Here is a 19,883-nt window from a genome sequence, read left to right on the forward strand (position 1 = left end):
CCGGGGTTCGTCAGTCACACGTTCCGATTCCTCACCCCGGCCCAGCCCGGCCCCCGCCACCGCAGCCGCAGCTCCGTGCACGCATGAGCTGCTCGCCGATTCCGCGCACCGGCCCGGCCCAGCCCCCGCTGCGCACGCCAGCACCCCAACCCCCGCCAAGGACGAGCTGCTGCGGCCTGGGGTGGGGGTGGGCGACGAATCGGAGCCTGCGACTGAGGAGACCGCCCCCACCCCAGGCTGCAGCAGCGCCGCCAACGCCAACGCCAATGCCAATGCCCTCGCCCCAGCAACCGCAGCCATAACCCTCCCCAGCGCGTCCACCAGCCCCAGCTACCGCCCCCACGTGCTCGCCATCACCGGCACCAACGGCAAAACCACCACCACCGCCCTCACCGCACACCTGCTGCGCGCGGCCGGCTGGTCGGTGGCGGTGGCGGGCAACATCGGCCCCACCCTGCTCGACGAACTGCGCCAGCGACTGCACAGCGCCGACTTGCCACAAGCCTGGGTGCTCGAACTCTCCAGCTTCCAACTCGACGCCGTGCAAGGCTTCGAGGCCAGCGCCGCCACCGTGCTCAACCTGAGCGAAGACCACCTCGACTGGCACGGCAGCATGGCCGCCTACGGGGCCGCCAAAGCGCGCATCTACGGCCAGCGCGCCCTGATGCTGCTCAACCGCGACGACCCCACCGTCATGGGCTGGTGCCCGCAAGCCCCGGCCCCTGTTGCCGCAGCAGGCGGCAAAGTGCGCCGCCACGCCGCCAAAGCCGCTGCACTGAGCGCCCCCGTGCGTCCCTACGTCACCTTCGGCACCGATGCCCCCCAGCGCCCCGGCGACTGGGGCTTGCAAACCGTCAACGGCCTGACTTGGTTGGTGCGCGCCCAGTCCAGCGACGCGCCGTTGCAGCTTCTCATGCCCGCCGAAGCCTTGCGCATCCGGGGCCGTCACAACGCCAGCAACGCGCTGGCGGCCTTGGCGCTGGCGACCGCCGCCGGGGCTCCACTGGCGGCGCTGCTGCACGGCTTGCGCGACTACCGGGGCGAGCCGCACCGGGTCGAGCCAGTCGGCATCGTGGCCGAAGTCGAATACATCGACGACAGCAAAGGCACCAACGTTGGGGCCACGCTGGCAGCACTCAATGGGCTCGGGGTCGAGCGGCGGCTGGTGCTCATATTGGGCGGCGACGGCAAGGGGCAAGACTTCAAGCCGCTGGCCCCGGCCGTGGCGCGCTACGTGCGCGCCGTGGCCCTGATCGGGCGCGATGCCGGTGCCATCGAAGCGGTGCTGGGCGCAACCGGTGTGCCCCTGCAACGTTGCACCACCTTGCCCGAAGCCGTGCGCTGGTGCGCCACCCAGGCGCGCCCCGGCGACGCGGTGCTGCTCTCGCCGGCTTGCGCCAGCCTCGACATGTTTCGCGACTACGCGCACCGCGCCGAGGTGTTCGTGGCCACGGTGCGCGAGCTGCAGCAGGAAGGGGGCACGCCCACATGAGCCGCCCACATTCCGCTTCGGCCGCCTTGGCCAGCAGCCCCGCCGCCGGTGCCGCCGGGGTGTGGGCACGCCTACTCAGCGCCCCGGCGAGCGCGCTGGGCTGGCTGCGCGGCGACCCCGCCCCCGGCGAGTTGCCGGTGCGCCTGGCCAGCGTTGATCACGCGCGCCGCCGCAGCGGCACCGCCGTGCGCGAGCTGGGCTTCGACCAGGTGCTGCTGTGGGTTGTGGTGGCGCTGCTGTGCTGGAGCCTGGTGATGGTCTATTCGGCCTCCATCGCCATGCCCGACAACCCGCGCTTTCGCAACCTCGACCACGAACACTTCCTGATCCGCCACAGCATCGCCCTGGGGGTGGGCACGGTGGCGGCCTTGCTGGCTTTTCAGGTGCCGATGCAGCGCTGGCAACAGTGGTCGCCGTGGGTGCTGGCCGGATCGGTGCTGCTGCTGATCGTGGTGCTGATCCCCTTCATCGGGCGCGAAGTCAACGGCGCACGGCGCTGGATTCCGCTCGGGCTGATGAACTTCCAGCCCTCCGAGCTGGCCAAGCTGGCGATAGCCATGTACGCCGCGGGCTATATGGTGCGGCGCATGGAGCTCAAAGAACGCTTCTGGCGCGCCGTGCTGCCCATGGGCGTGGCGCTGGGGCTGATCGGTTTTTTGCTGCTGTTGCAGCCTGATATGGGCGCTTTCATCGTCATCGCGGTGATCGCCATGGGCATTTTGTTCTTGGGCGGCGTGAGCGCGCGCATGTTTTTCCTGGCGGCCGGGCTGCTGGGGGCGGTGTTTGCGCTGCTGATCATGAGCTCGCCGTGGCGGCGCGAGCGCGTCTTTGCCTACCTCGACCCTTTTAGCGCCGAACACGCGCTGGGCAAGGGCTACCAGCTCACGCACTCGCTGATCGCCTTCGGGCGCGGCGAGTGGTTCGGCGTCGGGCTTGGCGCCAGCATCGAAAAACTGCACTGGCTGCCCGAAGCGCACACCGATTTTCTGCTGGCCGTGATCGGCGAAGAGCTGGGCCTGGTCGGGGTGCTGCTGCTGATCGCCGTGTTCTGGTGGCTGGTGCGGCGCATGATGCAGATCGGGCGCCAGTCGATCGCGCTGGAGCAGGTGTTTTCGGGCCTGCTGGTGCAGGGCATCGCGCTGTGGATCGGGTTTCAGGCCTTCATCAACATCGGTGTCAACCTGGGCGCCTTGCCCACCAAGGGCCTGACGCTGCCCTTCATGAGCTTTGGCGGTTCCGCCATCCTGATGAACCTGGTGGCGGTTGCCATCGTGCTGCGCGCGGACCACGAAAACCGCAAACTCATGCACGGAGGCCGGGTATGAGTTTGCGGTTTCAGCAAAATAGAAAGCCCGCGAAGCGGGCCGGCAGGCGCAGCCTGCTGCTGATGCACGGAGGCCGGCTATGAGTACCAGCCGCAACTCCAGCCCGGTGGCGCTGATCATGGCCGGTGGCACCGGCGGCCACATCTTTCCCGGCTTGGCCGTGGCCGAGGCGCTGCGCGAGAGCGGCTGGCGCGTGCACTGGCTCGGCGCGCCCGAGAGCATGGAAGCCAAGCTGGTGCCCGAGCGCGGCTTTGCCTTCGAGCCGGTGAACTTCGGCGGCGTGCGCGGCAAGGGCCTGCTGCGGCTGGCGCTGCTGCCGCTGCGGCTGCAACTGGCTTTTCTGCAAAGCTACAAGGTGCTGCGCCGCCTGCGCCCCGACGTGGTGCTGGGCCTGGGCGGCTACATCAGCTTTCCCGGCGGCATGATGAGCGTGCTGGCCGGCTCCCCCTTGCTGCTGCACGAGCAAAACGCCATCGCCGGGCTGGCCAACAAGGTGCTGGCGCAGGTGGCCGACCGCGTCTTTACCGCCTACCCCAAGGCCTTGCCCAAGGGCGAGTGGGTGGGCAACCCGCTGCGCGCCGCCTTCACGCAGCAGCCGCCACCGGCACAGCGCTTTGCCGGGCGCAGCGGGCCGCTCAAGCTGCTGGTGGTGGGCGGCAGCCTGGGCGCCCAGGCCCTCAACGACACCGTGCCGCAGGCGCTGGCCTTAATCGACCCGGCGCAGCGCCCACTGGTGCGGCACCAAAGCGGGGCCAAGCAGATCGAGGCCCTGCGCGCCGCCTACGCCGCCGCCGGGGTGCAGGCCGAACTCACCCCCTTCATCGATGACACCGCCGCCGCGTATGCCGAGGCCGACCTGGTGCTGGCGCGCGCCGGGGCCAGCACCGTAACCGAGCTGGCCGCCGTCGGTGCCGCCGCCATCTTGGTGCCCTTCCCGCACGCCGTCGATGACCACCAGACCCACAACGCCCGCTTTTTGGTCGATGCCGGGGCAGCTTGGCTGCTGCCACAGCCGCTGCTCAATGCCGCCGACCTCGCGCAGCAATTGCAAAGCCTCGACCGTGCCGAGCTGCTGCAGCGCGCCGAACGGGCCCACGCGCAGGCGCGCACCGGGGCCGTGCAGGCGCTGCAGCAAGCCTGCGAACAACTGATCGCCCACAAAAAACCATGAAACACGCGATTCGACACATCCACTTCGTCGGCATCGGCGGCTCGGGCATGAGCGGCATCGCCGAGGTGCTGCTCAACCAGGGCTACACCGTCAGCGGCTCCGACCTGAGCGCCAGCGCCAGCACGCAGCGCCTGCAGCAGCTCGGGGCGCAGGTGCACATTGGGCACGCCGCCAGCCAGATCGCGGGCGCCGACTGCATCGTCACCTCCACCGCCGTCAAGCCCGACAACCCCGAGGTGGTGGCCGCGCACGAGCGGCTGCTGCCGGTGGTGCCGCGCGCGCTCATGCTGGCCGAGCTGATGCGCATGCAAAAAGGCATCGCCATTGCGGGCACGCACGGCAAGACCACCACCACCAGCCTGGTCGCCAGCGTGCTCGCCGCCGCCGGGCTGGACCCGACCTTCGTCATCGGCGGGCGCCTCAACAGCGCCGGGGCCAATGCGCGCCTCGGGGCCGGCGAGTACATCGTGGTGGAGGCCGACGAGTCCGACGCCTCCTTCCTGAACCTGCTGCCGGTGCTGGCGGTCGTCACCAACATCGACGCCGACCACATGGACACCTACGGGCACGACTTCGGCCGCCTCAAGCAGGCCTTTGTCGAGTTCCTGCACCGCATGCCCTTTTACGGTGCCGCCGTGGTCTGCATCGACGACCCGCACCTGCGCGGCCTGCTGGGCGACATCCAGCGCCCCATCACCAGCTACGGCCTGAGCGCCGACGCACAGGTGCGCGCCCTCGATGTGCGCGCCGTGGGGGCGCAGATGCACTTTCGGGTGCAGCGGCGCAACGGGGTCGAGCTGCCCGAGCTCGACGTGGTGCTCAACCTGCCGGGGCAGCACAACGTGCTCAACGCGCTGGCAGCGATTGCGCTGGCGGCCGAGCTCAGCCTGCCCGATGCCGCGCTGCTGCAGGCGCTGGCGCAGTTCAAGGGCGTGGGGCGGCGCTTCCAGCGCCATGGCGAGGCACCGCTGCCCGGTGGCGGCACGGCCACCCTGATCGACGACTACGGGCACCACCCGGTGGAAATGGCGGCCACGCTGGCGGCGGCGCGCGGGGCCTTCCCTGGGCGGAGGCTGGTGCTGGCCTTTCAGCCGCACCGCTACAGCCGCACGCGCGACTGCTTTGAAGACTTCGTGCGCGTGATGGGTGCGGCCGACGCCGTGCTGCTGACCGAGGTCTATGCCGCTGGCGAAGCCCCAATCGTGGCCGCCGATGGCCGGGCGCTGGCGCGGGCGCTGCGCGTGGCGGGCAAGCTCGAACCGATGTTTGTGCCCGAGGTGGGGGCGCTGGCGCAAGCCATCTTGGACAACGCCCAAGCCGGGGACGTGCTGCTGTGCATGGGGGCGGGCTCGATTGGCAGCGTGGCGGCGCAGGTGCGCGAGCTGGCCGAGGCGGCGCAATCTGCCTGCACGCCATCCACCCCCGCACCCACCAAACCCGAACAGGAGCCCGCATGAACTCCAATGCAAACCTGAGCGCCAACCCTATCGATGCGCGCGCACTGGGCAAGGTGGCGGTGCTGCTGGGCGGCTTTTCGGCCGAGCGCGAAGTCTCGCTCATGTCCGGGCAGGGCGTGCTGGCGGCCTTGCAGCGCAGCGGCGTCGATGCCCACGCCTTCGACCCGGCCGAGCGCGAGCTTTGGCAGCTCAAGGGCCAGGGCTTTGCGCGCGCCTTCATCACCCTGCATGGCCGCTTTGGCGAAGACGGCACGGTGCAGGGCGCGCTGGAGCTCATGGGCATCCCCTACACCGGGCCCGGCGTGCTGTCTTCCAGCCTGAGCATGGACAAAATCATGAGCAAGCGCGTCTGGCGCGCCGAGGGGCTGCCGACGCCCGACTGGCGCCAAGTGCGCAGCGGCGCCGAAACCGAGGCCGCGCTGGCCGCCTTGGGCGCACCCATGATCGTCAAACCGGCGCGCGAGGGCTCCACCATCGGCTTAAGCAAGATCAGCCACGCCAGCGAATGCGCGCAAGCCTACGCGCTGGCGGCGCAATGCGACCCCGAGGTGCTGTGCGAGCAATACATTGCGGGCGATGAAGTCACGGTGGCGCTGCTGGGCCAGGGCGCGGCGGCGCAGGCGCTGCCCCTGATCCGCATCCAAGTGCCCGGCGGCAACTACGACTACGAGCACAAATACTTCAGCGACGAAACCCAGTACCTCATCCCCAGTGGCTTGCCGGCGGCGGAGGAGGCCGCCATCCAGCGCCTGGCGCTGCAGGCCTACCAGAGCCTGGACTGCCGCGGCTGGTCGCGCGTGGATGTGATGATCGACGCCGCCACGCGCCGCCCCTACCTGCTGGAGCTCAACTCCTCGCCCGGCATGACCGGGCACTCGCTGGTGCCGATGGCGGCGCGCGCCGTGGGCCTGAGCTACGAGGCCTTGTGCCTGCAGGTGCTGGCCAGCGCCAGCCTCGACAACCCCTTGCCGACCGCGTTGCCCGGCACCGGCATCCGCAGCGCGGGGCAAGCCCAGTAAAGCCATGAACGCCACCCTGCCCCTGCCGCTCGACGTGCGCCTGATGGACGGCGCCGCCGCTGTCCTGTACGCGCTTGCCGCCGTGCTGGTGCTGGTGGCGCTGGGCGGCTGGGTGCTGCGGCAACCGGTCTGGAGCTTGAGCGCGATCGAGGTCTACGGCGATGTGCAGCATCAGCGCGCGGCCGCGCTGCAGGCGCATTTGGCGGGGCGGCTGCAGGGCAACCTGTTCACGCTCGACTTGCGCCAGGTGCAGCAGTTGGTGCAGGGCGCGCCGTGGGTGCGCAGCGCCGTGGTGCAGCGCGAGTTTCCGAACCGGCTGCGCATCACCATCGAAGAACACCAGCCCTTGGCTTGGTGGGGCACAGCCGGGGGCACGCAGTTGCTCAACCAGCACGGCGAGGTGTTTGAGGCCGAGCCGGATCTGGCGCAAGGGCTGAACTGGAGCGTTTTGGCTGGCCCCAGCGAGCGGGCCACGCAGGTGCTCGATTTGTACCGCAGCGTGCGGCCCGCGTTTGAGCGCAAGGGCTGGGGCATTGACCAACTGTCGCTCGACGAGCGCGGCAGTTGGCGCATCGTGCTCGACGACGGCGCCCGTATCGAGATCGGGCGCGGCAGCCCATTGGAGTTGCAGCAGCGGGTGGAGCGCTTCACCCAAACCGTGCCGGCCCTGCTGCAGCACTACGGCGGGCGGCCCCTAGAAACCGTCGATCTGCGCCACCCCGACGGCTACGCCCTGCGCATCCAAGGCGTGAGCACGCTGGCCGAATTGCAACTGCCGCCGCTGCAGCTCGCACCCAGCAGCCCAGCGTCCGCCCCCGCCGCACCGACCCCTTAATCGAATACCGCCATGCCCAAAGAAATCAAAGACATCGTCGTCGGACTCGACATCGGAACCGCCAAGATCATGGTGGTGGTGGCCGAGGTGCTGCCCGATGGGGCCCTCAAGCTGGCCGGCTTTGGTGTGGCCCCAAGCAACGGCCTCAAGCGCGGCGTGGTGGTCAACATCGACGCCACCGTGCAGAGCATCCAGCAGGCGCTCAAAGAGGCCGAGCTGATGGCCGACTGCCGCATCGCACGCGTCTACACCGGCATCACCGGCAGCCACATCCGGGGCCTCAACTCCAGCGGCATGGTGGCGATCCGCGAGCGCGAAGTCACCCCGGCCGACGTGGCGCGCGTGATCGATACCGCCAAGGCGATCCACATCTCGACCGACCAGCGCCTGCTGCTGGTGGAGCCGCAGGAGTTTGTGATCGACGGGCAGGAGGTCAAGGAGCCGATCGGCATGAGCGGCATCCGGCTCGAGTCGCACGTGCACATCGTCACCGGGGCGCAGAGCGCGGCCGAAAACATCCTCAAGTGCGTGCGCCGCTGCGGGCTGGAGGTGGAGCAGTTGCTGCTCAACCCGCTCGCCTCCAGCCTGTCGGTGCTGACCGACGACGAAAAAGAGCTCGGGGTGGCGCTGCTCGACATCGGCGCCGGCACCACCGACGTGGCGATTTTTGCCGGTGGCGCCATCCGCCACACGGCGGTGATCCCGATCGCCGGCGACCTCATCACCAACGACATCGCCATGGCCTTGCGCACCCCGACCAAGGACGCCGAGGACATCAAGGTCGAGAGCGGCTGCGCCAAGCAGTTGCTGGCCGACCCCGAGCAACAAGTCGAGGTGCCGGGGCTGGGCGACCGGGGCCCGCGCCTGCTCAGCCGCCAGGCGCTGGCCGGCGTGATCGAGCCGCGGGTGGAAGAAATCTTTGCGCTGGCGCTGCAAGTCATCCGCGATTCGGGGCACGAGGAGCTGCTCTCGAGCGGCATCGTGCTCGCTGGCGGCAGCGCCGCCATGCCGGGCATGGTCGAGCTGGGCGAGGACATCTTCCTCAAGCCGGTGCGCCGGGGCATGCCCAGCTACCGCGGGGCCTTAAGCGACATGGTGGCGCAACCACGCGCCGCCACCGTCATGGGCTTGCTCGAAGAGGCGCGGCTGGCGCGGCTGCGCGGGCACAAGGTGGCACAGAAAAGCGGCTCCATGGGCAGCGCCGTGGGCCGCCTCAAAGACTGGTTTGTGGGCAATTTCTGAATTTTTTGGCGTTTTTTCTGGACAAGCAAGGAGTAAGGCAATGAGCATTGAAATGATCGAAGTGGAAGAGTTCAACCGTGGCACCCAGATCAAGGTGATCGGCGTCGGTGGCGGCGGCAGCAATGCGGTCGAACACATGATCCGCTGCCGGGTCCAAGGGGTGGAGTTCATCTGCGCCAACACCGACGCGCAGGCGCTAGGCAAAACCGCCGCGCACCGCGTGATCCAGCTCGGCCAGACCGGCCTGGGCGCGGGCAGCAAGCCCGACAAGGGGCGCACGGCGGCCGAGCAGGCCGAGGCCACCATCCGCGACGCCATCGAGGGCGCGCACATGCTGTTCATCACCGCCGGCTTGGGCGGCGGCACCGGCACCGGGGCGGCACCGATCATTGCCAAGATCGCCAAAGAGATGGGCGTGCTCACCGTGGGCGTGGTCACCAAGCCCTTTGACTGGGAGGGCGATCGGCGCATGAAAAACGCCGACACCGGCTTGGCCGAGCTCGAAGGGCACGTGGATTCGCTGATCGTGGTGCTCAACGACAAGCTGCAAGAGGTGCTCGGCGACGACGTGACGCAAGACGAGGCCTTTGCCGAAGCCAACGACGTGCTCAAAAACGCCGTCGGCGGCATCGCCGAGATCATCAACGTGGAAGCGCTGGTGAACGTGGACTTTGAGGACGTGCGCACCGTGATGAGCGAGCCGGGCAAAGCCATGATGGGCACCGCCGTAGTCAGCGGGCCCGACCGCGCCCGCATCGCCGCCGAGCAGGCCGTGGCCTGCCCCTTGCTCGAAGGGGTGGACATGAAGGGCGCCAAGGGCGTGCTGGTGCTGATCAGCGCCGCCAAGGGCTCGCTCAAGCTCAACGAGTCCAAGCTGGCCATGAACACCATCCGCGCCTTTGCCGCCGGCGACGCCAACGTGATCTATGGCACCGCCTACGACGATGCGCTGGGTGATGCCATACGCGTCACGGTGGTGGCCACGGGCCTGAACCGCGCCGGTGCGCGCCAGCCACTGAGCGTGGTCCCAAGCCCGGCGCGCAGCCTGCGCACCGGCACCGACGACGTGCCCTTCATCCCCACCCTGACCACGCCGGTGGGCGCCGGCAACACGGGCGCGGGGGTGCGTGGCGGCGGGTTTACGCGCGCGGGCAACACCGAGGTGCCCAAGGTCTGGCAGCGGCCGCACGACCGCAGCGCGGCCGCCGCGCGCGTCGAGGCGCTGTCGCTGGGGGGCATGGACGACCACGAAATCCCGGCCTTCCTGCGCCGCCAGGCCGACTGAAGGCGCGGCTTGCGTTTGCTTACCGCTGTCACGGGGGCTTACGCGGCACGCTACGGCCCGTTCGTGCAGAAAAAACTACAATGGGCCAGATGATCGTACAACGCACCCTCAAAACCCTGACCCGCGCGGTGGGGGTTGGCCTGCACAGCGGCGAGCGCGTCGAGCTCACGCTGCGCCCGGCGGCGCCCGACACCGGCATCGTGTTTCGGCGCATCGATCTCAACGAGCCGGTCACCATCCCAGCACGCGCCACCTCGGTCAGTGACACCCGGCGCGCCTCCACGCTCTCCAGCGGCGGCGTCAAGGTGAGCACGGTCGAGCACCTGATGAGCGCCTGCTGCGGCTTGGGGGTGGACAACCTGCTGGTCGACATCACGGCCGAAGAGGTGCCCATCCTCGACGGTTCGGCGGCTTCCTTCGTTTACCTGCTGCAAAGCGCGGGCATCGTGGCGCAGGCCGCGCCGCGGCGCTTTTTGCGCGTGCGCCACCCGGTCGAGGTGCGCCAAGGCGAGGGCCGGCACCTCAAGTGGGCGCGGCTGGAGCCCTACCACGGCTACAAGCTGCGCTTCGAAATCGAATTCGAGCACCCGGCCGTGAACGCCAGTGCGCAGCAAGTCGAGTTCGAGTTGGGGCGCGACCCCTATGCACGCGAGATTGCGCGCGCCCGCACCTTTGGTTTTTCGCGCGACGTCGAGGCGCTGCGCGGTCAGGGGCTGGCGCTCGGTGGCGGGCTTGACAACGCCATCGTCATGGACGACGTGAAAGTGCTCAACGCCGACGGGCTGCGCTTTGCCGACGAGTTCGTCAAGCACAAAATTCTCGATGCCATGGGCGACCTGTACCTGGTGGGGCAGCCCATGCTGGCCGCCTACAGCGCCTACCGCAGCGGGCACGAGCTCAACAACCGCCTGCTGCGCGAGTTGCTGGCGCAGCCCGAGGCGTTTGAGGTGACGACCTTTGACGACGACGCGCGCGCACCGGCGGGCTTGGGCCGCTTGGCGGCGGCTTGGTAGCATGATCGCCTTGCGCATCCTCGTTTTCATGCTGCTCGGCGCCAGCGCGCTGAGTTTTTTGCTCTACCTCATCACCGGTCAGGTGCGTTATCGGCGCTGGGGCTTTGCCATTTTCAAATGGACGCTGCTGGCCATCCTGGTGTTCTTCGGGGTGCTGTTCGTGTCGCAGTTCGACTGGTCGATGTTTGGCTAGCCCGGTTCAGTAGTTGCGCCCGCCCTTGTAGGCGGCGTGCGAGCGCGCCTGCAGGGGGCTGACGCGCGCAATGGCGGCTTGCGTGCGCGCCACTTGCGCGTGCGTGATGCACAGCCCGAGCGCGTCGGCGGCGTCGGGCCCGGGCAGGCCGGGCAGTTGCAGCAGGCGGCGCACCATCTCTTGCACCTGCGCCTTGGCCGCCTTGCCGTGCCCCACCACCGCCTTCTTCAACTGCAAGGCGGTGTATTCGCTCACCGGCAGGCCAGCCGCCACCAGCGCCGTCAGGCAGCAGCCGCGCGCCTGCCCCAGCAGCAGCGTGGCCTGCGGGTTGACGTTGACGAACACGATCTCGCACGCCGCCACCGTGGGCTGGTAGCGCTGCACCACCTCTTGGATGCCGGCAAAGATCAGCCCCAGCCGCTGCGGCAGCAGCTTGCCCGGCCCACTCTGGGTGCGGATGGTGCCACTGGCCACGTAGCACAGCTCAGGGCCGTGCACGTCGAGCACGCCAAAGCCGGTGGTTTGCAAGCCGGGGTCGATGCCGAGGATGCGCATGGGGTGAGGATCTGACACGCGGGCGCTGGTCTAGGGCAGTTGCACATCGCGCATGCGTGCCAGCACGGTGGCGCTGCGCTGGTCGATGAAACCGGCCCGAAACTGGCGCTGAAAGCGCTTGGGGGCGGGCAGCAACACCGCCAGCCGCGCCGCCTCGTGGGCGCTCAGGCGCGCCACCGGTTTGCGAAAGTAGTGCTGCGCGGCGGCTTCGGCGCCAAAGATGCCCTCGCCCCATTCCACGCTGTTGAGGTAGATCTCCAAAATGCGCTCCTTGCTCAGCAGCAGCTCCAGCATTTTGGTGAGCACCAGCTCTTGGCCCTTGCGCAGCAGCGTGCGTTCGCCCGAGAGCAGCAGGTTTTTGGCCAGTTGCTGCGTGATGGTCGAGCCGCCCACCAGGCGGGCGTTGCGGCCACGCGCCTCGGCGGCGGCCTGGCGGCGCAGGTTGCGCTCCCAGGCCGATTGCAGGGCTTGCCAGTCCACCCCCATGTGGGTGGCAAAGTCGGCGTCTTCGGAGGCGATCACGGCGCGTTTTAGGTGCGGTGAAATGGCCTCATAAGGCACCCACTGCTGGGCCCAGCGCAGCTCGCCGCGTTCGTGCGCGATGCGCCAGGCCTCGGAGCGCTGGAAGGTGGTGCTGGCCGGGTCGAGCAGCGCCATGGTGGCAATGCGCAGCAAAAAAAACAGTTGCAAAGCCAGTGCGGCCAGCAGCAGCCAGAGCAGCCAACGCAGCAAAAAGCGCAACCAAGGGGGGCGGGTCTTCATCGGCTACCGATCCGGGTTTGCAGCCCTTCGTCGCGGCTGAAACGAAAGCGCGACACCACCACGATCTGATCGGTCTGGCGGCGCATGGCTTGGGTGAAGGGCCCAAAGGAGAGGCTCTGCACGATCGCTTCGGCGCGGCTGTCCAGCGCCGGCAGGCCCGAGCCTTGCACCACCTCGGTGTCGAGCACCTGCCCCATGTGGTTGACAGTGATCACCATACTCAACTCGCCATAGAGCTTGCGCCCATCGAGTTGCGGGAAGTTGGCGGTGCCGTGGTCTTCGATGCGGCGGCGCAATTGGTCGTAATAGATGGCGTACACCGCCTCGCGGGTGGCAGGGCCGAGGTAGCGCTTGCGTGGGCGGGCATTTTGTTCGTTGATGCGCTGCTCAATTTCGGCCAAGGCCTGGAGCAGGGCCAGGCGGCGTTCTTCCTGCGCCTGCGCCTGCGGATCGGGTTGCGCGGGTGCTGCGGGCAAGGGCGCGATGGCGGCCACTTGTTGGCGCAACTGCGCCAGCAACCGGCTTTGCTGGGCTTGCATCTCCTGCAGGCGGCGTTGTTGTTCTTGCAGCGCGTCGCCGCTGCGCTCGATTGCGGCCGGTGGCAGCGGGGAGGTGGCGCGCCCGGCATCGGCCTCGCCACCGCCGGCCAGGTTGGCTTGGGCAATGGCCTGCGCTTGCGCGGGTGCCTGCTCGGCGCGCGCATTGACCAAAATCACATCGAGCGGCGTGTCGTGCCAGACCCGTTGCAGGCCTTGCGGATGCACCAGTTGCACCGTGAGCACGACCGCATGCGCCAGCAGCGAAAAGGCCAGCGCCAGGTGCAGGGTGCCAAGGGAGCGCAACAGCTTCACGGTGCCCGATTATCCTGCACCAGGGTGCTCAGCGGCAACTGGCACAGTTCGCGCAGCAGCGCAGCCAGCGAACGGCCCGCAGCCTGCAGCAGCTCGTGGCCCAGCCCGGCATCGGCGGCGGCGGCGTTGCCCACCGCGCCCTCGGGGTGGTAGTCTTGCATCTGCCAGCCCAGCTTGGCGCTGCGGCCGTTGCCCAAAATCGGCCAGCGCTGCGCGCGCTCTTCGGAACTGGAATGGAAGTGGCGCGCCCGTTCCATGCGCACCAGGTGCGGGCGCAGCGCCAGCATCAGCGCCGTTTCGAGCTGGCCGGCGTGGATGCCAAAGCGGCGCTCCTCGGGGCTCAGGCGCTGCATCAAGTCTTGCCCTTGCGCGTCGAGCAAGGGCAGGTTGTACCAACTGGCGCCATAGACCAGCAGGTTGCAGCGGCCGCGCAGTTCGCGGGCGGCCACCTCCAGCAGGCCGTGGTGGCCGCCGTGGCCGTTGAACAGCAGCAGCTTGCGCACCCCGGCGCGCGCCACCGATTCGCCCAGCTCCAGCCACAGGCGCAGCACGGTCTCGGGTTGCAGCGTGAGGGTGCCGGCAAAGCGCTGGTGTTCGCTGCTGTAGCCCACTGCCTGCGTCGGCAGCACATAGACGGGCCAATCCGCCCCCAGGTGCGGCGCCGCCGCCGCCAGCACGCCTTCGGTCAGGTCGGTATCGACCGACAGCGGCAGGTGCGGGCCGTGCTGCTCGATCGCCGCCACCGGCAGCAGCGCCACCGTGCGCGACGGGTCGAGGGTGGCGAAGTCGGGGTGGCACAGGTCGGCCCAGCGCGGCAAGTGGGGGGCGGTGCTCATGGGGGCATCTTAACGCGCATCAGGCCGCCAGCAACTGCTGCACGTGTGCGCTCAAGGGCCGGGGCCGGGCAATGCCGTAGCCCTGCACAAAGTCCACGCCGTAGGCGGCGAGCAGGTGCTGTTGTGAATCGCGCTCGACGAATTCGGCAATGGTTTGCAGGCGCATGGTTCGGGCGACTTCGCAGATCGAGCGCACGATCTGCTGATCGACCCGACTGGTTTCGATTGCGCGCACGAACGAGCCGTCGATCTTGAGGTAATCGGCCTCCAGCGCTTTCAGGTAGTCAAAGGTGGCCAGTCCGGTGCCGAAATCGTCCAGCGAGGTGCTGGCGCCGTGCTGGCGCAGGCGCTGAAACAGCTCCACCGCTTGGGCGCGCTGGGCAATGCCGGCGGTTTCGGTGATTTCGAAGCACCACTGGCGAGCACCCAAGCCGCTGACGGCGATGGCGGCGACGATGTCGTCGAACAAGGCCGGATCGGACACCGAGGCGCCCGATAGGTTGACCGACAGCTTCCAGTTTTTGTCGCGCCGCTGCGCCAGCGGGCGCACCTGCTTGGCGGCTTCGGTGAGCACCCAGCGGTCGAGCGCAGCAGCCAAGCCATGGCGCTCGGCCATTGGGAAAAATTCGGCCGGTGACATCGGGCTGCCGTCGGCCTGGGTCCAGCGCAGCAGCACCTCGGCGCCCACTTCTTCTTGCCCGCGCAAGGCGCGCCGGATCGGTTGGCAGGCCAGCCACAGTCCGGTGTCGGTGTCGGCTTGCGGCTGGCGCAGCAGCTCGCGCAGGTGGTCGATGCACTCAATCTGCTGGCGGCGCAGGCGCAACAGGTTTTTGGGCTGGGCCGGGTCGCGGGTGGCGGCGCTGCGGCCGTTCCAGTCCACTTGGGTGGCCTGAGCCAGCAGCGCCAGCCGGTGCTCGGCCTGCAAGGGGTGCCCCACGTCGTCGAGGCGGCCAATCGCCAGCCGCAGCCGGGTCGATTCGCCCGCCACCGCATAGCGCTTGCCTTCGAGGGCCTGTTGGATGCCCTCTACCAGGCCCTCGTTGGCCCAGCCCGGGCGCAGGCACAGCACAAAAAACCCCTCTTTCATGCGGCTGATCTGGGTGCCGCTGGGCACCAACTGCCCCAAGGTGGCCGAGATGTCGCGCTCGACCGAGCGCGCCAGCGCCAGATCGAAACGGTCTTCGATTTGGCTCAGGTTGCTGGCCTCCACGCCCAGCAAGGTTGGGGGCGGGGCGCTTTGGTGCAGGTGCTCGATCAGGCCGCTTTCGTTGAGCCGTCCGGTGACCGGGTCGGTGTGCGCGGCGCGCCGCAGGGCGCGTTCGAGCAGGCGGCGCTGCGCCATCACGGCCGAGACCAGAAAGCCGACCGCCGCCAGAAAAATCAGCAGCACGGTCTGGTCGATGATCCAAGTCAGGGCGTGCGCATCCGCTGCCGGAAACTGGGGGGCCAGTGCCACCATGGTCACCGCGGCGGCTGCCGTGGCCCAGTGCACCAGCAAGGGACGGGCGGCAAAGGCGGCCCACGCCACCAGCCCCAGAAAAAGGTAGCGGATCGCTTCGGCCGAGCCGAGGCTGGCGTGCTGGGCCAAATGGGCCAGCAGCCCAAACACCACGAACAGGCTGCACCACGCCACGGTTTGTCGGTCCAGCAGGTGGCGCCACGGGTAGGCGCGGTGCTTGAGGGCGTTGAGCAGCAACTGCGTGGCGCGCCCAAACATCAACAGCCCAAACACCTGCGACAGCGCCATCAGGATGAGCACCTCGTAATCGGCCCATGCGGGGGAATCGAGCAGCAAAAACTGCCAGCCGCCCAGCAGCGTGAGCACCGCGCTGGCGGGCAGCACCGCCAGCAGGTGAAAGCCGGCGGTTTGCAGCAGCGGGTTGCGGCTCTGCAGGCGCGGGTAGAGCAGGCGCAGCATCCCCCAAGCCAGCAGCAGCGCCAGCACCAAGGCCCCAATGCCGATCAGCGACGCCAGCGGGCCGATGCCGTGCCAGGCATGCCAAGCCGCCACCCCCAGCGCAAGGGCCGGGATCATGGCCGGCCCGTAGGCCAGCACGGCGCCCAGTGCCACGCCGTTGGCGGGCCAGATCAGGCTCATCCCAAGCCCTTCGATGGCGAAATGGAGCGTCCATTCGGCCACCAATACCCACAACAAGGCGCACAACAGGCCGCGCTGCAACACCTTGGCCTGCGCGGCCCAGCGCCATGCGCCACGGTGCCGGATGGCGCTGGGGTGGGCGGCGTCTTCAGGGCGGGAGGTGATCATGCACAAGCAAGTGGCATCGGGTTTAATATTGAATCACATTTGCTTAAAAATGATGTGACAGGACGGCATCATACCTACTGCCGGGGGTTTGTCACAAGTTTTACACAGGCGGCCCAAACCGATTAGCATCGGCCCCATGACCCGCCCTGCCGCACCCGCACACACCGCCTGCGCGCCCCCTGCCAGCGCGCCCCCGGCTGCGCCCGCCCACCCGGCGGGTGCGGCCCTGCAATGGCTCGAACCCGCCAGCGTGCAGCAGCTGCGCGACCTGCTCGGGCCGGGGGCGGCGCTGAGCATGCCGCTGCTCGATGGCCGCCCGCCGGCCGGTTTTCCGTCGCCAGCGGCCGATTTCCAGCACGAGCGGGTGGACCTGCTGGAGCATCTGGCGCTCGACCGGCCCTACACCTTCATGGCGCGCGTGCGCGGCGTTTCGATGACGGGCAAGGGCATTGACGACGGCGACCTGATCGTCGTCAACCGCCAGCTCACGCCCGGCCACGGCCACATCGTGGTGGCGCTGCTCGACAACGAACTCACCGTCAAAACCCTGCACCGCCAGGCCGGCAGCACCCGGCTGGTGGCCGCGCACCCCGACTACCCCGACCTCGTGCTGAGCGAGGGCCAGACGCTGGAGGTGTGGGGCGTGGTGACGGCAACCATTAAAAAAATGGCCTACTGAGTGCCGACGCCCGCACCATGTCCGCCCCTATCGCCCCCGCTCATGCTGCCGCCGCCGCGCCGCCGCCCCCGCCAGCGGGCGCCTTTGCGCTGGTGGATGGCAACAACTTCTACGCCGCTTGCGAGCGCGTGTTTGAGCCGCGCCTGCGCGGGCGGCCGCTGGTGGTGCTGTCCAACAACGACGGCTGCGCCATTGCCCGCTCCGAAGAGGCCAAGGCGCTGGGCGTGGCCATGGGCGCGCCGTGGTTTCGCATCCGCCACCTTGAGCAGCAGGCCGGCTTGGTGGCGCTGTCGGCCAATTTTGCGCTCTACGGCGACATGAGCCAGCGCCTGATGGAGGTGGCCGCCGAGCTCGGGCAGGGGCAGGAAATCTATTCGATCGACGAGTGCTTCATCGACCTCACCGGGCTGCCCGAGGCCAGCGCACGCGCGCGCCAGACCCGCGAGCGCATCCAGCGCTGGCTCGGCTTGCCGACCTGCATCGGCATCGGGCCCACCAAAACGCTGGCCAAGCTGGCCAACCACATCGCCAAGAGCGCCGAGCGCAAGCCCGGCAGCTACCCGGCGCGGCTGGCCCAGGTCTGCAACCTGCTCGAACTGACTGCGCGCCAGCGCGACTGGCTGCTGCAGCGCACCCCGGTGGCCGAGGTGTGGGGCGTGGGGCCGCGCAGCGCGGCGCAGTTGCAGGCCCACGGGGTGCAGACGGCGCTCGATTTGCAGCGGCTCGATCCGGCGCTGGTGCGCCAGCGCTGGTCGGTGGTGCTCGAGCGCACCGTGCGCGAGCTGGGCGGCCTGGCCTGCATCGGGTTCGAGCAAGTGCCCGCGCCCAAGCAGCAAATCGCCGTCACGCGCAGCTTTGGGCAGCCGGTGACCGAGCTCGACGATCTGCGCCAGGCCCTGAGCCACTTTGGCAGCCGCGCCGCCCGCAAGCTGCGCCAGCAAGGCAGCCGCGCCGGCGCGCTGCTGGTGTTCATCCGCACCAGCCCGTTTCGACCCCAAGACGCTCCCTACGCGCGCTCGCTGGTGCTGCCGCTCAACCCGCCCAGCGACGACACGCTGCGTCTGGTCGGCACCACCTTGCAGGCGCTGCAGGCGCTGTACCGGCCGGGCTACCGCTACGCCAAGGCGGGCGTGCTGCTGCTCGATCTGCAGTCGGGGCCGCCACAAGCTGAACTCGACTGGGGTGCGCCGCAGGCGGGCAGCGGGCGCAGCCAGCGCCTGATGCGGGCGCTTGATGCCGTCAACGACCGCTTCGGCGCGCAGGCGCTCTGGCTGGGCGCTGCAGGTGGGGCAGGTGGGGCAGGTGGGGCAGGTGGGGCAGGTGGGGGTGGCGGCACGGCGGGCTGCACCGAGCCCGCGCCGCGACCGTGGCAGATGCGCCAGCAGCGCCGCTCGCCGCGCTACACCACGCGCTGGGACGAGCTGCTGCAGGTTCGCGCCGGCTAAGGCCGCCCATGCGCGTGCAGGGTTGCGTCACCAAGAGGGTGTAGGCTAGGTTGCCATGCGCACCACACCGCCACCCCCCCTGCCCACCGATGCCGCCGCCGACCGCCACCCGTGGGCGGTGTTTGGGGTTTTTTTGCGCCTGGGCCTGACCTCCTTTGGTGGCCCGATCGCGCATCTGGCCTATTTCCGCACCGAATTTGTGCAGCAGCGGCGCTGGCTCGACGAGCACGAGTACGCCAGCTTGGTGGCGCTGTGCCAGTTCCTGCCCGGGCCGGCCAGCAGCCAGGTCGGCTTTGCGCTGGGTTGGTCGCGGGCGGGGTGGCGTGGCGCGCTGGCGGCTTGGTGTGGCTTTACCTTGCCCTCGGCGCTGCTGCTGGTCGCTTTTGCCTACCTGCTGCTGCAGCATGGCCAGGTGCTGCCCGCCGGGCTGTTGCCGGGCCTGATGGTGGCGGCGTTGGCGGTGGTGGCGCAAGCCGTCTGGGGCATGGGGCGCAGCCTCTGCCCCGACGCGCCCCGGCGCGCCTTGGCCCTGTTGGCCGCCGCCGCGGTGTGGCTCTGGCCTGGTGCTTGGACGCTGATGGGGGTGATCGTGCTCGGCGCCCTGATCGGTCGCTGGGGGCTGGTCACGCCCTCGGACCCAGCTCCGAATCCGGCCCCGGCCGAGGGCGCGCAGGCGGCGCTGCAAATCCCGGTCAGCCGCCGCCTCGCCTGGGGCTGCCTGGCCGTGTTTGTGGCCGCGCTGGCGCTCTGGCCCCTGTGGGCTTGGGCCAGCGGCAGCTTCTGGGTGGCGCTGGTGGAGGTGTTTTATCGCAGCGGCGCGCTGGTGTTTGGCGGCGGCCACGTGGTGCTGCCAATGCTGCAAGCCGAGGTGGTGCCCAAGGGCTGGGTCGATCTGGAAACCTTTTTGGCCGGCTACGCGGCGGCGCAAGCGGTGCCCGGGCCCTTGTTCACCTTTGCCGCCTTCTTGGGCGCGGCCATGGGCGGCTGGCTGGGGGCCGTGCTGGCGCTGCTGGCGGTGTTTGCGCCCGGCATGCTGGTGCTGCTGGCCGCACTGCCGCACTGGCAGCGCTTGCGCCAGAGCGCGCCGGCGCAAAGCGCGCTGGCCGGTGTCAACGCCGCCGTGGTTGGGCTGCTGCTGACCGCCCTGCTGCTGCCGCTGCAAGCCGGGGTGCTGGCCAGCGCCCACGATCTGGCGCTGCTGGCGCTGGCCGCGCTGGCGCTGCTGTGGGGCAAGTGGCCGCCCTGGCTGGTGGTGCTGGGCTGCGGGGTGTTGGGGGCGGTGGGGGCGGTGGTGCTGGGCTAATCAGGCGCCGCAGATGCCCCCCGATCACAGGCGCAGCGCGCGCGCAAGCCGCCCGAGCCTTGGCTTGGGCGTGCGGGTTGGCAGGCGCACAATTTGTTGCAATCTGCGCGCACCGAGCCACGGCAGCCGGGGAACTCCAGCCGCGCCGCCGCAC

17 protein-coding genes and 1 pseudogene are annotated in these 19,883 nt (G+C 69.2%); 13 read left to right on the plus strand and 5 right to left on the minus strand.

Annotated features, from left to right (window positions below; translation table 11 throughout):
* From murD to SRAH_RS02775, 10 genes and pseudogenes are all read left to right on the plus strand, one after another.
* The coding region (gene murD / locus SRAH_RS02730) for a UDP-N-acetylmuramoyl-L-alanine--D-glutamate ligase (RefSeq protein ID WP_149028911.1) at positions 1-1,492 on the plus strand (1,492 nt) is incomplete at its 5' end.
* Positions 1,489-2,817 (plus strand): putative lipid II flippase FtsW, encoded by a 1,329-nt coding sequence (ftsW, locus tag SRAH_RS02735; RefSeq protein ID WP_082210035.1) that lies wholly within the window; start codon positions 1,489-1,491, stop codon positions 2,815-2,817. The genes murD and ftsW, both read left to right, overlap by 4 nt.
* Positions 2,814-3,988 (plus strand): annotated as a pseudogene (gene murG / locus SRAH_RS02740) (undecaprenyldiphospho-muramoylpentapeptide beta-N-acetylglucosaminyltransferase). The gene ftsW and the pseudogene murG overlap by 4 nt, the downstream one beginning before the upstream one ends.
* Entirely contained in the window at positions 3,985-5,445 is a 1,461-nt protein-coding gene (murC, locus tag SRAH_RS02745) for a UDP-N-acetylmuramate--L-alanine ligase (protein WP_045475956.1), read from the plus strand. The pseudogene murG and the gene murC overlap by 4 nt, the downstream one beginning before the upstream one ends.
* Positions 5,442-6,464 (plus strand): D-alanine--D-alanine ligase, encoded by a 1,023-nt coding sequence (locus SRAH_RS02750; RefSeq protein ID WP_045475958.1) that lies wholly within the window; start codon positions 5,442-5,444, stop codon positions 6,462-6,464. The genes murC and SRAH_RS02750 overlap by 4 nt, the downstream gene beginning before the upstream one ends.
* A gap of 4 nt (positions 6,465-6,468) precedes the next feature.
* Positions 6,469-7,299, plus strand: a complete 831-nt coding sequence (locus SRAH_RS02755; protein ID WP_045475961.1) for a cell division protein FtsQ/DivIB — start codon at positions 6,469-6,471, stop codon at positions 7,297-7,299.
* Between the two features lie 12 nt (positions 7,300-7,311).
* Entirely contained in the window at positions 7,312-8,541 is a 1,230-nt protein-coding gene (gene ftsA / locus SRAH_RS02760; RefSeq protein WP_029461828.1) for a cell division protein FtsA, read from the plus strand.
* Between the two features lie 40 nt (positions 8,542-8,581).
* Positions 8,582-9,826 (plus strand): cell division protein FtsZ, encoded by a 1,245-nt coding sequence (gene ftsZ / locus SRAH_RS02765; protein WP_029461829.1) that lies wholly within the window; start codon positions 8,582-8,584, stop codon positions 9,824-9,826.
* Between the two features lie 89 nt (positions 9,827-9,915).
* Positions 9,916-10,839 (plus strand): UDP-3-O-acyl-N-acetylglucosamine deacetylase, encoded by a 924-nt coding sequence (lpxC, locus tag SRAH_RS02770; protein WP_029461830.1) that lies wholly within the window; start codon positions 9,916-9,918, stop codon positions 10,837-10,839.
* Position 10,840: 1 nt separating this feature from the next.
* A complete protein-coding gene (locus SRAH_RS02775) occupies positions 10,841-11,032 on the plus strand; it encodes a hypothetical protein (RefSeq protein ID WP_029461831.1) in 192 nt (63 codons plus the stop codon).
* 6 nt (positions 11,033-11,038) lie between these two features.
* Here the strand turns inward: SRAH_RS02775 and ruvC are convergent, their stop codons facing one another.
* From ruvC to SRAH_RS02800, 5 genes are read right to left on the minus strand one after another with little or no spacing between them, the layout of a single operon-like run.
* Positions 11,039-11,587, minus strand: a complete 549-nt coding sequence (ruvC, locus tag SRAH_RS02780) for a crossover junction endodeoxyribonuclease RuvC (protein ID WP_029461832.1) — start codon at positions 11,585-11,587, stop codon at positions 11,039-11,041.
* A gap of 30 nt (positions 11,588-11,617) precedes the next feature.
* Positions 11,618-12,328: a monofunctional biosynthetic peptidoglycan transglycosylase gene (gene mtgA / locus SRAH_RS02785; RefSeq protein ID WP_029461833.1), complete on the minus strand. Its 711-nt coding sequence runs from the start codon at positions 12,326-12,328 to the stop codon at positions 11,618-11,620.
* 17 nt (positions 12,329-12,345) lie between these two features.
* Positions 12,346-13,191 (minus strand): energy transducer TonB, encoded by an 846-nt coding sequence (locus tag SRAH_RS02790; protein WP_149028913.1) that lies wholly within the window; start codon positions 13,189-13,191, stop codon positions 12,346-12,348.
* Positions 13,192-13,196: 5 nt separating this feature from the next.
* On the minus strand, positions 13,197-14,036 hold the full coding sequence (locus SRAH_RS02795; protein WP_029461835.1) for a creatininase family protein: 840 nt from the start codon (positions 14,034-14,036) through the stop codon (positions 13,197-13,199).
* A 19-nt stretch (positions 14,037-14,055) separates the two neighbouring features.
* Positions 14,056-16,302: an EAL domain-containing protein gene (locus SRAH_RS02800; RefSeq protein WP_029461836.1), complete on the minus strand. Its 2,247-nt coding sequence runs from the start codon at positions 16,300-16,302 to the stop codon at positions 14,056-14,058.
* Positions 16,303-16,438: 136 nt separating this feature from the next.
* Here SRAH_RS02800 and SRAH_RS02810 point away from each other — a divergent pair, with 136 nt between their 5' ends.
* The 3 genes from SRAH_RS02810 to chrA are packed head-to-tail and all read left to right on the plus strand — an operon-like array spanning position 16,439 to position 19,729.
* Positions 16,439-16,981: a LexA family protein gene (locus SRAH_RS02810; RefSeq protein WP_232840970.1), complete on the plus strand. Its 543-nt coding sequence runs from the start codon at positions 16,439-16,441 to the stop codon at positions 16,979-16,981.
* 17 nt (positions 16,982-16,998) lie between these two features.
* The gene (locus SRAH_RS02815; protein WP_082210036.1) at positions 16,999-18,426 is read left to right on the plus strand and encodes a Y-family DNA polymerase; all 1,428 of its coding nucleotides are present in this window, start codon (positions 16,999-17,001) and stop codon (positions 18,424-18,426) included.
* 55 nt (positions 18,427-18,481) lie between these two features.
* On the plus strand, positions 18,482-19,729 hold the full coding sequence (chrA, locus tag SRAH_RS02820; RefSeq protein WP_045475967.1) for a chromate efflux transporter: 1,248 nt from the start codon (positions 18,482-18,484) through the stop codon (positions 19,727-19,729).
* Positions 19,730-19,883 lie beyond the last annotated feature (154 nt).

It is taken from the genome of Serpentinimonas barnesii (assembly GCF_000696225.1).
GTDB lineage: Bacteria > Pseudomonadota > Gammaproteobacteria > Burkholderiales > Burkholderiaceae_C > Serpentinimonas > Serpentinimonas barnesii.